The organism is Novosphingobium sp. BL-S-20, from assembly GCF_055521635.1.
Genome location: NZ_CM145494.1, coordinates 1022402 through 1035336, shown reverse-complemented (window position 1 = coordinate 1035336; position 12935 = coordinate 1022402). Strand labels below are relative to the sequence as shown.

Genomic DNA, 12935 nt, shown 5'->3' with positions numbered 1-12935 from the left:
CGCCTCAGGCGATGAAGGTCGTCACCACGACAAGCGCCGCGCAATAGGCAGAGAGGAAACGCCGCCAGTCGCCGCCGCTCATCTCCCAGGCGGCCTTGGCCCTCGCATCCTCGGCCGCTTCGACCGCAGGCGACTTCACCCCGCGACAGACGTGACGGGGCAAGGAGCGCCGGAATGGATGACCGGCCTTACCGTGAGCGAGAATGCTGGCGCGTCGAGACATGGCGCGCAGCTTAAGACTTTGTTTACCTTTGACCACTCGTCCGAAAGAGGCATCCCGATCCGGGACGGAAACGAACGCGCCGCCGGATGAAGAACATTTAACAAGCCCCTGCACCAGAACGAAAAAGGGCGCCAAAACGAAAAAGGGCCACCCGAAGGCGGCCCTCTGCGGCATGTTTCCTGAAGAGGAACGTCAGATCCGGTCGCCGAGCGCGCCCTTGACCTTGCCGATGCCCTGCTGGACCTCGCCCTTCTTCTCCTGCACCTTGCCCTCGGCCTGCTGGGCCGGGTCGTTGCGGGCCTTGCCGAGAGCCTGCTTGGCATTGCCTGCGATCTCGTTGCCCAGGCCCTTGATGGTGTCCTTCAGTTCGCCCATGATCGTTGCTCCTTCTCGGTTCCGGCGGAAATCCGCCGTTTGCACATCGAAGGAACCCGCCAGACGGCGCGGAAGTTGCCGCCCCCTGCGTCGGACCGTGGCCTGAGAACGACGAAGCTCAGCCGCCCGCCAGCGAAAGAATATAATCCCAATCCTCGGGCGTCACTTCGGCAACCGACAGGCGCGACAGCCTGAGCATCTCCATCTCGGCCAGTTTGGGATCGGCTTTCATCTTCGCCAGCGTCACGGGGCGCGCCAGCTTGCGCACCGGCTTGACCTTCACCGCCGCCCACTTGCCCTCGGGATCGCTGGGATCGTTCAGGCCGGCCTCGCTGATCGTGACGATCCCGACGATCTCCTTGCCGATGTTCGAATGGTAGAAGAACGCCTCGTCCCCCACCTCCATGGCACGCAGGTTGTTGGCGGCGCGGTGGTTGCGCACGCCGTCCCAGGTGCCCTCGCCTTCCGACACGAGGTCCTTCCAGCCATAGGCGTCCGGTTCGGACTTCATGAGCCAGTAGCGCTTCGCCATGTCGTGCCTTTCGATTTCGCCTTCCGGCAATAAACTTATATGGGGGCGGCATAACGATTCAATCGGCGGAAACAACATCGGTGATTCGGCGCGCGTCGACAGCGCCGGTCACGGGCCGCCGAGCCTTGTTGGAAGACCATGATGAACCTTGCCCAGATTCCCGTCCTCAGCCTCGAATCCGACCGCGCCGAGTTCTCGCAGCGCATCGGCGAGAGCTTCCGCACTTTCGGCTTCGCGATGGTTCGCGACCACGGCATCGACCAGGCCCTGATCGACCGCGCCTGGGAACTGACCGCGCAGTTCTTCGCCCTGCCCAACGACGTGAAGCGCGGCCATTTCATCCCCGGCCAGGGCGGCGCGCGCGGCTATACCCCGTTCCGCACCGAAGTCGCCAAGGGCGCGACCGAGAAGGACCTCAAGGAATTCTGGCACATCGGCCGCGACCTTCCCGATGGTTCGCCTCTGGCCGCCTCGATGCCGCCGAACATCTGGCCGGGCGAAATCGAAGGTTTCCAGGAAACCTTCGCCGAACTCTACGCCCAGTTCGACAAGGCGGGTGCCGAGATTCTCTCCGCCATCGCCACCTACCTCGGCCTCGACGCCCGCTGGTTCGATCCGGCGATCGAGGACGGCAACTCGGTGCTGCGCCTGCTGCATTACCCGCCGGTCGGCGAAGGCGCTGGCGGCGCCATCCGCGCGGGCGCGCATGAGGACATCAACCTCATCACCCTGCTGCTCGGCGCGCAGGAAGCCGGTCTCGAACTGCTCGGCAAGAACGGCGAATGGCTCTCGGTCGCGCCGCCTGAAGGCGCGGTGGTCATCAACATCGGCGACATGCTCCAGCGCCTGACCAACCACGTTCTGCCCTCGACCACCCACCGCGTCCGCAATCCCGATGGCGACCGCGCCGCCCACAGCCGCTATTCGATGCCGTTCTTCCTGCATCTGCGCAGCGACTTCCCGTTCAAGACGCTGGACCAGTGCATCACGGACGAGAACCCGGACCGCTACCCGGTCAGCATCACCGCCGACGACTATCTTCAGGAGCGTCTGCGCGAGATCGGCCTGAAGATGTGATCCTTCATGCCTCCCGGCTTTGCCGCCGGGAGGCATGGCCCTTTCGCTATCACTGGATCGCTTTCGCTGGACCTGACGCCCCGCAGCGCATAAATCGCGCGCCATGCGGATCGATTTCACCAAGATGCATGGGCTGGGCAACGACTTCGTCGTGCTCGATGGACGCACCGGCGCGCTGCCGGTCGTCGACGCGGCGCTTGCCGCCGCGCTGGCCGACCGTCACACCGGCATCGGCTGCGACCAGCTGATCGTCCTCGCCCCGTCCGATCGCGGCGACTTCCGCATGCGGATCTTCAACAACGACGGCAGCGAAGTGGAAGCCTGCGGCAATGCCACCCGCGCCATCGGCCTGCTCCACGGCCGCCCCGCCAGCATCGAGACGCTCGGCGGCATGGTCGCCACGACGCCGACCGACAGCGGCATCAGCGTGGAGATGGGCAAGCCCCGTTTCGACTGGAACCTGATCCCCCTCAGCTACCCAATGGACACCCATGCAATGCCGGTGGCTTGGGAAGAGCTGGTCAATCCGATCGCCGTCAATGTCGGCAATCCGCATGTGATCTTCTTCGTCGCAGACCCCTACCGCATCGACATGGCCCGCCTCGGCCCGCTGATCGAGACCGATCCGCTGTTCCCCGAGCGCATCAACGTCAATGTCGCCGCTGTCACCGCCCGCGATGCGATCAGCTTGCGCGTCTGGGAGCGCGGCGCCGGTCTCACCCGCGCCTGCGGCACCGGCGCCTGCGCCACTGCCATCGGCGCGATGAAGCGCGGCCTTGTGGACCGCAAGGTCACCGTCACCCTGCCCGGCGGCCCGCTCACCATCGAATGGCGCGGCGACGACGAGATCGTCATGACCGGCCCGGCCACCGAATCGTTCCGCGGCTCCTTCGCGGCGGCGGACTACGGGATTCCAGATTGACCGTCGAAGTCCATTCGCTCGGCTGTCGCCTCAATATTTCCGAAAGCGAGACGCTGCGGGGCCTGCTGCGCGGAGCCGAAGACCTGGTCGTGGTCAACTCCTGCGCGGTCACGGCCGAAGCGGTGCGGCAGACCCGCCAGGCGATCCGCCGCGCCCGCAAGGAGCGCCCCGACGCGCGTCTGATCGTCACCGGCTGCGCCGCCGAAGTCGAACGCGCGATGCTCGCGGCGATGCCCGAAGTCGACGGTCTGGTGCCGAACACCGCCAAGCTCGACCCGCGCGCCTGGAACGTGCCCGTCGCCCCTGCTCCCGTCGAACGCCGCGCCTATACGCGCGGCTTCGTGCAAGTGCAGAACGGCTGCGACCATGCCTGCACCTTCTGCGTGATCCCGCAGGGACGCGGCCCCAGCCGCTCGCGCAGCGTGGCCGAAGTGCTCCACGACGTGGCCGTCCATCTGGACGCGGGGGTGAACGAAGTCGTCCTGACCGGCGTGGACCTCACCTCCTGGGGCGGCGATCTTGCCGATGATCCCAAGCATGCGCCCCGCCTCGGCGCGCTCTGCGAAGCGATCCTCGCCAAGTTCCCGGCCCTGCCCCGCCTGCGCCTCTCCTCCATCGACGGCGCCGAAGTGGACGAGGCCCTGTTCGAGCTGCTGGCAGGCGAGGCGCGGGTGATGCCGCATGTCCACCTCTCGCTCCAGCACGGGCACGACCTGATCCTCAAGCGCATGAAGCGCCGCCACAGCCGCGCCGATGCAGTGAAACTCGTCGCCGGTTTGCGCGCGCGCCGTCCCGAGATCGCCATCGGTGCCGACCTCATCGCCGGTTTCCCGACCGAGGACGAGGAGGCCCACGCCGCCAATCTCTCCATCCTCGGGGAATTGCAGGTCGTCCACGGCCATGTCTTCCCCTATTCGCAGCGCCCCGGCACCCCGGCGGCGCGTATGCCACAAGTCGATCCCGCCACGATCAAGGCCCGAGCCGCCGAGCTGCGCGCGCGGATCGCCGAAATCCGGGCCGAATGGCTCACCGGGCTTATCGGCCAGCCGCTATCGGTGCTTGCCGAAAGAGGCGCGAAAGGCCATGCGGAAAACTTCGCTGCCGTGCGCCTGCCCCCCGATGCGCAGCCCGGCACGCTGATCCGCGTTACGCCCGCAAGGGTAGTCGAAGGAATACTGGAATCATGAGTACCGAAGGCCAGCAGGCTGAGCGCGACTGGTCCGACCGCCTGTTTGGCGGCTTTCGCAAGACCTCCGAACGCCTGAGCGAGAACCTCTCCGGCATCGTCGGCAAGACCAGGCTGGAAGAAGCGCAGCTCGACGATATCGAGGATGCGCTGATCATGTCGGACCTCGGCCCCCGCGCCGCCGCCCGCATCCGCGCCCGCCTCGCCGACGAACGCTTCGAACGTGACGCCGACGAGCGCGCGATCATGGAAGTGGTCGCCCGCGAGATCGCCGAGATCCTGCGCCCGGTGGCCAAGCCGCTCGACGTCGTGGCCTTCCCGCGCCCGCAGGTGATCCTGGTGATCGGCGTCAACGGCTCGGGCAAGACGACGACGATCGCCAAGCTCGCGCACTTGTTCCAGGAGCAGGACTATTCGGTCATGCTGGCGGCGGGCGACACCTTCCGCGCCGCCGCGATCGGCCAGCTCGGCGTCTGGGCCGACCGTCTCGGCATTCCGCTCGTCAAGGGACCCGAAGGCGGCGATCCGGCCTCGATCGTGTTCGACGCAGTCAAGGCCGCGACCGATCAGGGCATCGACGCGCTGATCGTCGACACCGCCGGTCGCCTCCAGAACAAGCGCGAGCTAATGGACGAACTGTCCAAGATCCGCCGCGTGCTGGGCCGCCTCAATCCAGAGGCGCCGCATGACGTGGTGCTCGTGCTCGATGCCACCAACGGCCAGAACGCGCTCTCGCAGATCGAGATATTCAAGGAAGTGGCGGGCGTTTCCGGCCTCATCATGACCAAGCTGGACGGCACCGCGCGCGGCGGCGTGCTGGTCGCGGCGGCCGAGCAATACGGCCTCCCCATCCACGCCATCGGCGTCGGCGAGAAGATCGACGACTTGCGCCCGTTCAACCCGGACCTGCTGGCCCGCGTGATCGCGGGGATCGCCTGATGAACGCCGAAACCGCACCCGCCCAGAAGCCGAAGTCCAGCTGGGTCAATCTCGTCGTCGATTTCGGGCCGCTGCTGGTCTTCTTCCTCGCCTATCGCCATTTCTCTCCGGCAGGCGAAGGCGATACGATCGGCACCGTTTCCGCGGTCATCAAGGGCACGATCGCCTTCATGGTCGCCACCGTGATTGCGCTCGGCGTGTCGAAATGGCGGCTCGGCCATATCTCGCCGATGCTCTGGCTGACCACCGTGCTGATCGTCGGCTTCGGCGCGCTCACCGTGGTCTTCCACGATGCCTTCTGGATTCAGATCAAGCCCACCGCCGTCTACCTGATGTTCGCAGGCGTGCTGTTCTTCGGCCTGATGCGCGGCAAGCCCATGCTGAAATACCTGCTCCAGTCGGCCTTCGAGGGGCTGAACGAAGAAGGCTGGATGAAGCTGTCGCGCAACTGGGCGTGGTTCTTCGTCCTGCTGGCCGTGCTGAACACCGCGCTGGTCTTCACGGTCAGCTTCGACACCTGGCTTCAGGCCAAGCTCTGGGGCTTCACCGTGCTCTCGTTCGTCTTCACGTTCTCGCAGCTGCCGATGGTGCTGAAGCACGGCATGGGCGAGGCGGCGAAGGAAGAAGTGATCGAGAACCCGCCGCACGACTGAGACAATGAGGGGGCCGGATCATTCGGCCCCCTTCGCTCTCAAGATTCCGGACTTAGCTCCGCATTCACCGAAATCCGACGCGGCATGGCGACCGCCAGCGACAGGGCCAGCGCCCCGCCCCGCACGATCCGCCCCTTGCGCAGATAATCGCGCATCACCGCATCGAAACTCTGCGGCGAAGAGGCCTCCATCAGCTCCCGATAGCGCCGGGCTTCGGCCTGGAACGCACTCCAGCCCCTGCCCTGAGTCCCGACGCCTCCCGACCGCGCAAGGCGCTTGACGATCTTCACGAACTCGCGCGCCCAGAACTCGGCCACGGCGCTGTCCACCCGTGATCGCGCTTCCGGCAACCGCTGCGCCAGCGCCCGGCTGAACCCTTGCAGGGCAACTGCGAGTTCGTCGTTGCCGCAGCGGTCGAACCGGCCCCGACAATTGAGCTGGGCCATGATGCTGGTCTTGCGGGTGCGATAGTAGATCCACGGCTGGGCCATATAGACGAAGCTCTTCGCGCCCAGCAGCAGCCAGGGCACCGTCGCCACGTCCTCGAAACTGGCGCCCTCGGGAAAGCGAATCGCATCGCCGAACAGATCCCGCCGCCAGACTTTCGACCAGGCATGAAGCCGCCTCCGGGCGAAGGTCCCCGCGATCAGTGTCTCGGTGCACTGCATCGGCACGCCGCTCTCCACGCCGCTCCTGCCGCAGAACGTGGCGAAGGGCCTGCCCTTCTCCCGCACGTAGTCGCACAGGACGACATCGGGTCCATGCTCCAGAACCACATCGCGCAGCCCCGCGATGGCTCCCGGCAGCAGCATGTCGTCGGAATCGACGAACCACAGGTAGTCGCCCCGAGCCGCTTCCAACAGGGTATTACGCGTCACGCCGATGCCGCGATTTTGGTCGTGCCGCAGAAGGCGGCCGTCGATGTCGCAGCCGTCCAGCACATGGCGGCAGAGGTCCGCCGAACCGTCCGTCGAGCAATCGTCGACGATGACGAGTTCGACCCCGCCCTGCCCGGTCACCTGCGCGATGATCGAGGCCAGGCACGCTTCCACGAAAGGCCGGACATTGTAGACCGGCACCAGAATACTGAGCCAGGGCTGCTCCGGCAATTCACCGTGCGCAGCCGCACTCGTGCTACAGACATGGCCGTCACCGGCCACACCCGCATTCATCCCCGCCATCGAAATTGCCCCCGCAAATACCGGACGCGATCACTTGCGAATCGCACCGACAGCGCGCGCCTTAGAGCCATGCCCTGCACTCGGCCAGAGGGATGATCAGATTTCGAGCTGGCTGCCCAGTTCGACCACGCGGTTGGTGGGCAGGCGGAAGAATTCCATGGCACTGGCGGCATTGCGCATCATCCACGCGAAGAGCTTTTCCCGCCAGATCGCCATGCCCGGCTTGGCCGAGGGAACCAGCGTCTGGCGCGAGAGGAAGAAGCTGGTCTTCATCATCTCGAAGGCCCCGCCGCAGAAGTCGGCATGGGCGAGCGCCACCGGAATGTCGGTCTCTTCCATGAAGCCGTAGCGCAAGTTCATCCGGTAGAAGCCCTGGCCGAGGTCGGTCACCGAATAGCGCTCGGCAGGCTCGACATAGGGCACGTCCTGGACTTCGACAGTCAGCACCACCACGCGCTCATGAAGCACCTTGTTGTGCTTGATGTTGTGCAGCAGCGCCGAAGGTACGCCCGCATTGCTGGATGCCATGAAGATCGCCGTGCCAGGCACCCGCGCGGCCGAGCCGTGGGCGCTCTTGGCGAAGACGTTGAGCGGCAGGGCCGCCTCGGTCATGCGCTCGCGCATCAGGCGGCGGCCCTTGTTCCAGGTGGTCAGCAGGGTGAAGGCGATTCCGCCGATCAGCAGCGGGAACCAGCCGCCGTCCGGAACCTTGGTCGCGTTGGCGGCGAAATAGGCGCCGTCGACCACGAAGAAGGTCACGATCACCGGCACCGCCAGCCACAGCTTCCAGCGCCACAGCACGATCACCAGCACCGCCATCAGACAGGTGTCGATCAGCATCGCCCCGGTCACCGCGATGCCATAGGCCGAAGCGAGGTTCGACGAATTCTGGAACACCAGAACCAGCACGATCACGCCGGTCATCAGCGCCCAGTTCACGAACGGAATGTAGATCTGGCCGACCTCGTGCTCGCTGGTATGGCGGGTCGAGAGGCGCGGGATGAAGCCGAGTTGCATCGCCTGGTGGGTGATCGAGAACGCGCCCGAGATCACCGCCTGGCTGGCGATGAACGTGGCGCAAGTCGCCAGGATCACCAGCGGCAGACGCAGATTTTCCGGCGCGAGGTTGAAGAACGGATTCTTCATCGCATCGAGCGCCGCCGAATCGTCGAGGCCGAGGATCATCGCCGCCTGGCCGAAATAGTTGATCAGCAGGCAGGGCATGACGAAGGCGAACCACGAGAGGCGCAGCGGACCGCGGCCGAAATGGCCCATATCCGAATAGAGCGCCTCGGCGCCGGTGACGGCCAGCACGACCGAACCGAGCGCGAGGAAGCCCAGCACCTTGTCGGTCAGGAAGAACTGGATCGCGTACCACGGGTTCAGCGCCACCAGCACCGAGGGCATCTGCACCAGATGGTAGATGCCGAGGATCGCGAGGACCGAGAAATAGACGACCATGACCGGCGCGAACAGCGCGCCGACTTTGGCGGTGCCGCTCTTCTGGATCACGAAGAGCGCGATCAGCAGCACCAGCGCGATCGGCAGGACCAGCGGCGCGAGGCGCGTTTCGACGACGGTGAGGCCCTCGACCGCCGAGAGCACCGAAACCGCCGGAGTAATCATCGAATCGCCGTAGAACAGCGAAGTCGCGAAGACGCCGAGCAGGACCACCAGCGGGCCGAACCGGCTCTTGCGGATCACGCCCGAGATCAGCGCGACGAGGGCGAGACTGCCGCCCTGCCCCTTGTTGTCCGCGCGCATCAGCAGGCCGACATATTGCACCGAAACCACCAGCGTCATCGACCAGAAGATCAGGCTGACGACACCGAGGACGTGCAACTCGTCGATCGCCAGCGGATGCGGGCCGACGAAAGTTTCGCGAAAGGCGTAAAGCGGGCTGGTGCCGATGTCGCCGAAGACGACACCCACCGCGCCCAATGCCAGCTTGGTGATGTTTCCGGAGCCGTGTCCGGAACCATTTCCTTGTGCGGCAGGGGCTTGTTGCCCCTCTGCCGGATCGATCACCGTCGGGACGACAGCCGTGTCCGAACCTGTATCACTCATTCCAGCGCCCCGTAATGGCTTTGCCGCGTCGACATTCGCCCCCGCAACAAGCGCCCGCCGTTAGCAGCATGAAAGGAGCCTAGCAACGACCGTTAGCCGAAGGTTCATCGGCCTGACGGCATCGCTTGGGATTCGGCCTGAGGTTGGGCTTGAGTTTTTGGGCCAGACTGGCTGGCAATGAAGGCATCCAGCCGCTGGAGCTGTTGCGCCACCGGCAGCCGCCATTCCGCGTTTTCCGGCGCCTTTTTGACCAGATCGACCCAGAGCGCCCGCGCCTGCTCCAGTTGCCCGGACTGGGCCATGGCCAAGCCGAGGAAATAGGGCGGCCCCGGCGCCTTGGGATCGGCCTTGGCTGCCTGGCGATAGGCATAAAGCGCCGGCGGCGTCAGCACGCCCTCGGCATGGGCGACTAGCACATTGCCGAGCGCCACCCAGGCTTCGGAGTCCTTGGGATTGTCCTCGATCGCGCCGCGCAGAAGCTGCGCGGCGTCGCTGTAATGGCCGTTGCGCGCAAGGCCGTCGGAGATCACGACCCAGCGGTTGCCGGTCGGAATGCCGTCGCCGCTAAGCTTGGCGCGCGCTTCCACGAAGAACTGCCCGGCAGCGGGGTTCTGCGCTTCGGCCTGCGGTTTCGGCGCGCCCGCCTCGCCCGGCCTGCCCTGCGCGGCATAGCCGGCGACGCCTAGCATCAGTGCGGCAGCCACGGCCTCACGGCCGCCCTTGGGCGCCTTGAACAGGAAAGCGATGGCCGCGAAGGCAAGGATCGCCAGCAGCGCCACGAAAATCCAGGTCATCGCGAATCTCCCCGGCGGAAGCGCCCCCGCAGAAGCAGCACCGCCAGCGCCACCAGAACCAGCGGCACCGCGAAGAGCGGCCATGTGAGCGTGGTAAGCTGCGGCGCATAGCTGACGTAATCACCGTAGCGCTCGATCAGCCAGCCGCGAATCGCTTCGGGTTCCTCACCCGCCGCGATCCTTTCGCGCACGAGCGAGCGCATCGACCCGGCGATCGGCGCATCCGAATCGGCGATCGACTGCCCCTGGCACTGGAGGCAGCGCAAGGTCTCCATCAGCGCCTGCGCCTTCTCCTCCTTCGCCGGATCGTCGAGCTGGCGATAGGCGTAAGGCGCCGTCGATTGCTCCTCCTGCGCGGCCAGAGACCCGGCGAAACAGACTCCCAAAGCGAGCACGAGCGCGGCCAGAGACCGATGCACTGACCGAATCACCGGCGCGCTCACTGACCAGCCTCCTTCAGCTTTGCGAGGATCATCGGCACATGCTCGGGCCGAATCTCGCCGATGTGCTGGTAGCGAATCACGCCCTTGCCATCGATCACGTAAGTCTCGGGAACGCCCGAAGACCCGAGTGCGAGCTGCACTTTGCCGTCGTCGTCGGCGCCGACCCGCTGGTAGGGGTCGCCGTTCTCCTTGAGGAAACCCTGCAGGGCCTTGGCGCTGTCCCGCACCGAAATGCCCACCACCGGTACGCCCGCGCGGGCCAACGCGCCAAGCTGCGGCGCCTCGACCCGGCAGGGAATGCACCACGAGGCGAAGATATTGACGAGATGGGGCCGCCCGTTCGCGATATCGGCGCTGGCCAGCCCCGGACGATCCGGCAGTGCGGCGGGCAAGGCGAAGGCGGGCATGGGCTTGCCGACCAGCGCGCTCGCCACCGTCCTGTCGGCGGGGCGATAAAGCCCGATCATGACCAGCGCCACGAAACCGACAAACAGGACCAGCGGCAACCAGATCGCCCAACGCGGTGCCTTCGGACGCGATGGATCGCTCACGGCTGATCTCCTTCTTGTCCATTGTCCAGCAGGGCCATCCGCTCGCGGCGATAGGCAATCTTCTCGCGCGCGAAGATGCGGCGCACGTCGCTTGCGACCCGGCCTGCAAGCGCCAGCACGCCGCCCAGCGCGATCAAAAGACCGCCCAGCCAGATCAGCGTCACGAACGGCTTCCACCAGAGCCGGAGCTGCCAGCGGCTGCTTCCATCCTTCGCATCCGCCTCACCACCCAGCACGGCATAGAGCTGGCCGTTCCAGCGGGTCAGCAGCGCCGATTCGCTGGTCTGCTGCGGCGGCGCCCAGAAGCTGCGCGACTGGGGATCGATCTGCACGACCCTGCCGTGATCGCCGTAACGCACCAGCAGCCGCGCTTCGAGCGCGGTCCAGTTCGGCCCGGCCATCGGCTCCACGGCGTCGAGCTTGACCTGCCAGGGACCGACCGCAGTAACTTCACCGAGCTTCACCGCAACCAGCTTCTCCACCGAGAAGGCGCTTTCGCAGCTCATGCCGAAAAGCGAGACGGCAATCCCGAAATGCGCGATCACCATGCCCCAGATCGGCAGCGGCGTGCGGCGCAAGTTGCGGTCCTTCAGCGGCAACACGCTCGCCCAGCCGAGGCCCAGCGCCAGCGCGAATCCAAGCGTCGGCAACACGCCCACGCCGCCGAATGCGATCATGGCGATCATGCCCGCCGCCACCAGCATCGCCGGGATCACCAGCGACTTGCCGATGCGCGCGAACGAATCGCGCCGCCAGCGCAGCATCGGTCCCACCGCCAGCACCACCAGCATCGGCACCGCAAAAAGCGCGCCCATCGGGTTGAAGTAAGGCGGGCCGACAGAGACTTTCGCGCCCATCGCCTCGGCCACGAGCGGATAGAGCGTGCCGAACAGCACAATGCCGAGGATCGCCGAGAGCATGACATTGTTGAACACCAGCGCGCCCTCGCGGCTGACCGGAGCGAAGCGCTCGCCTTCGGTCACGGTGCCGGCACGCAAGGCGAAGAGCGTCAGCGCGCCGCCGATGTTGATCGCCAAGAGCGCGAGGATGAACGAGCCGCGCTCGGGGTCCACCGCAAAGGCATGGACGCTGGTGAGAATGCCCGAGCGCACCAGGAACGTGCCGATCATCGACATAGAGAAGGCGACGACGCCCAGCATCACCGTCCAGGCCCGCAAGGCGTCGCGCGCCGCTAGCACGCTGACCGAATGCAGCAAGGCGGTAGCCGCCAGCCAGGGCATCAGCGAGGCGTTCTCGACCGGGTCCCAGAACCACCAGCCGCCCCAGCCCAGCTCGTAATAGGCCCAGTAGGACCCGGCGGTGATGCCCACCGTCAGGAATATCCAGGCACCCAGTACCCAGGGCCGCATGGCCCTCGCAAAGGCCGGACCGACCTGCCGGGTGACGAGCGCGCCGATCGCGAAGCTGAAGGCCACCGAAAGCCCGACATAGCCGAGGTAGAGCGTCGGCGGATGGAACGCGAGGCCGAGGTCCTGCAACAGCGGATTGAGGCCGTTGCCTTCCTCGGGAACCGGAAAGAGCCGCTCGAAGGGATTCGAGGCAATCAGCAGGAAGGCATAGAAGCCGAGGCTGACGAAAGCCTGCCCGGCAAGAGTGGCCAGCAGCATAGGTTCCGGCAGATGCTTCTCGATCAATGCCACGAAGCCGCCCGCCACGCCCATCACCGTGACCCAGAGCAGCATCGAGCCCTCATGGTTGCCCCAGGTCCCGGCGATCTTGAAGATCAGCGGCTTCAGCGAATGCGAATTCATCGCCACCAGCTTCACCGAGAGGTCGGTGGTGGCGAAAACCGTTATCAGGCAGGCAAAGGCGATCAGCGCCAAAGCGCCCTGCACCACCGCGACCGGGCGGACAATCCCCGCCAGCGACGCCCCTCGCGACGTCAGCGCGAGCGCTCCGGCCACGAGTTGCAGCCCTGCAAGGGCGGCGGCGAGCCAGAGGGCGGCAAGACCGAGTTCGGCAATCATCAGC

General features: G+C 66.0%; 14 protein-coding genes. 5 read left to right on the top strand and 9 right to left on the bottom strand.

The window, feature by feature from the left end:
- Positions 1-4: 4 nt before the first annotated feature.
- The 3 genes from ACZ1II_RS12880 to ACZ1II_RS12870 all read right to left on the bottom strand — a co-directional run bounded on the left by ACZ1II_RS12880 (position 5) and on the right by ACZ1II_RS12870 (position 1130).
- A complete protein-coding gene (locus tag ACZ1II_RS12880) occupies positions 5-139 on the bottom strand; it encodes a hypothetical protein (RefSeq protein ID WP_465146791.1) in 135 nt (44 codons plus the stop codon).
- Between the two features lie 276 nt (positions 140-415).
- Positions 416-598: a CsbD family protein gene (locus ACZ1II_RS12875; RefSeq protein ID WP_465146790.1), complete on the bottom strand. Its 183-nt coding sequence runs from the start codon at positions 596-598 to the stop codon at positions 416-418.
- A 118-nt stretch (positions 599-716) separates the two neighbouring features.
- The gene (locus ACZ1II_RS12870) at positions 717-1130 is read right to left on the bottom strand and encodes an EVE domain-containing protein (RefSeq protein WP_465146789.1); all 414 of its coding nucleotides are present in this window, start codon (positions 1128-1130) and stop codon (positions 717-719) included.
- A gap of 141 nt (positions 1131-1271) precedes the next feature.
- On the opposite strand from ACZ1II_RS12870, the gene ACZ1II_RS12865 reads away from it, so the two are divergent.
- The 5 genes from ACZ1II_RS12865 (at position 1272) to ACZ1II_RS12845 (ending at position 5907) form a co-directional block, all read left to right on the top strand.
- Complete coding sequence (locus ACZ1II_RS12865; protein WP_465146788.1) at positions 1272-2207, top strand: isopenicillin N synthase family dioxygenase; 936 nt, start codon at positions 1272-1274, stop codon at positions 2205-2207.
- Positions 2208-2310: 103 nt separating this feature from the next.
- The gene (gene dapF / locus ACZ1II_RS12860) at positions 2311-3129 is read left to right on the top strand and encodes a diaminopimelate epimerase (protein WP_465146787.1); all 819 of its coding nucleotides are present in this window, start codon (positions 2311-2313) and stop codon (positions 3127-3129) included.
- Positions 3126-4316: a MiaB/RimO family radical SAM methylthiotransferase gene (locus ACZ1II_RS12855; RefSeq protein WP_465146786.1), complete on the top strand. Its 1191-nt coding sequence runs from the start codon at positions 3126-3128 to the stop codon at positions 4314-4316. The genes dapF and ACZ1II_RS12855 overlap by 4 nt, the downstream gene beginning before the upstream one ends.
- Positions 4313-5254: a signal recognition particle-docking protein FtsY gene (gene ftsY, locus ACZ1II_RS12850; RefSeq protein WP_465146785.1), complete on the top strand. Its 942-nt coding sequence runs from the start codon at positions 4313-4315 to the stop codon at positions 5252-5254. The genes ACZ1II_RS12855 and ftsY overlap by 4 nt, the downstream gene beginning before the upstream one ends.
- Positions 5254-5907 (top strand): inner membrane-spanning protein YciB, encoded by a 654-nt coding sequence (locus tag ACZ1II_RS12845; protein ID WP_465146784.1) that lies wholly within the window; start codon positions 5254-5256, stop codon positions 5905-5907. Before ftsY ends, ACZ1II_RS12845 begins: the two co-directional genes overlap by 1 nt.
- Positions 5908-5945: 38 nt before the next feature.
- Here the strand turns inward: ACZ1II_RS12845 and ACZ1II_RS12840 are convergent, their stop codons facing one another.
- The 6 genes from ACZ1II_RS12840 to ACZ1II_RS12815 all read right to left on the bottom strand — a co-directional run bounded on the left by ACZ1II_RS12840 (position 5946) and on the right by ACZ1II_RS12815 (position 12931).
- The gene (locus ACZ1II_RS12840; RefSeq protein ID WP_465146783.1) at positions 5946-7088 is read right to left on the bottom strand and encodes a glycosyltransferase family 2 protein; all 1143 of its coding nucleotides are present in this window, start codon (positions 7086-7088) and stop codon (positions 5946-5948) included.
- A 96-nt stretch (positions 7089-7184) separates the two neighbouring features.
- Positions 7185-9155 carry a potassium transporter Kup gene (locus ACZ1II_RS12835; protein WP_465146782.1) on the bottom strand — a complete coding sequence of 657 codons (1971 nt, stop codon included), beginning with the start codon at positions 9153-9155 and terminating at the stop codon, positions 7185-7187.
- Positions 9156-9259: 104 nt separating this feature from the next.
- Complete coding sequence (locus tag ACZ1II_RS12830; RefSeq protein ID WP_465146781.1) at positions 9260-9949, bottom strand: tetratricopeptide repeat protein; 690 nt, start codon at positions 9947-9949, stop codon at positions 9260-9262.
- Complete coding sequence (locus ACZ1II_RS12825; protein ID WP_465146780.1) at positions 9946-10368, bottom strand: cytochrome c-type biogenesis protein; 423 nt, start codon at positions 10366-10368, stop codon at positions 9946-9948. The genes ACZ1II_RS12830 and ACZ1II_RS12825 overlap by 4 nt, the downstream gene beginning before the upstream one ends.
- A 20-nt stretch (positions 10369-10388) precedes the next feature.
- Entirely contained in the window at positions 10389-10943 is a 555-nt protein-coding gene (locus ACZ1II_RS12820) for a DsbE family thiol:disulfide interchange protein (protein WP_465146779.1), read from the bottom strand.
- On the bottom strand, positions 10940-12931 hold the full coding sequence (locus tag ACZ1II_RS12815) for a heme lyase CcmF/NrfE family subunit (protein WP_465146778.1): 1992 nt from the start codon (positions 12929-12931) through the stop codon (positions 10940-10942). Before ACZ1II_RS12815 ends, ACZ1II_RS12820 begins: the two co-directional genes overlap by 4 nt.
- Positions 12932-12935 lie beyond the last annotated feature (4 nt).

What these genes read in the sequence shown, in the direction of transcription:
- ACZ1II_RS12875 (WP_465146790.1), bottom strand. Translation starts at nt 598, where the DNA reads ATGGGCGAACTGAAGGACACCATCAAGGGCCTGGGCAACGAGATCGCA.
- ACZ1II_RS12870 (WP_465146789.1), bottom strand. Translation starts at nt 1,130, where the DNA reads ATGGCGAAGCGCTACTGGCTCATGAAGTCCGAACCGGACGCCTATGGC.
- ACZ1II_RS12865 (WP_465146788.1), top strand. Translation starts at nt 1,272, where the DNA reads ATGAACCTTGCCCAGATTCCCGTCCTCAGCCTCGAATCCGACCGCGCC.
- dapF (WP_465146787.1), top strand. Translation starts at nt 2,311, where the DNA reads ATGCGGATCGATTTCACCAAGATGCATGGGCTGGGCAACGACTTCGTC.
- ftsY (WP_465146785.1), top strand. Translation starts at nt 4,313, where the DNA reads ATGAGTACCGAAGGCCAGCAGGCTGAGCGCGACTGGTCCGACCGCCTG.
- ACZ1II_RS12845 (WP_465146784.1), top strand. Translation starts at nt 5,254, where the DNA reads ATGAACGCCGAAACCGCACCCGCCCAGAAGCCGAAGTCCAGCTGGGTC.
- ACZ1II_RS12840 (WP_465146783.1), bottom strand. Translation starts at nt 7,088, where the DNA reads ATGGCGGGGATGAATGCGGGTGTGGCCGGTGACGGCCATGTCTGTAGC.
- ACZ1II_RS12835 (WP_465146782.1), bottom strand. Translation starts at nt 9,155, where the DNA reads ATGAGTGATACAGGTTCGGACACGGCTGTCGTCCCGACGGTGATCGAT.
- ACZ1II_RS12830 (WP_465146781.1), bottom strand. Translation starts at nt 9,949, where the DNA reads ATGACCTGGATTTTCGTGGCGCTGCTGGCGATCCTTGCCTTCGCGGCC.
- ACZ1II_RS12815 (WP_465146778.1), bottom strand. Translation starts at nt 12,931, where the DNA reads ATGATTGCCGAACTCGGTCTTGCCGCCCTCTGGCTCGCCGCCGCCCTT.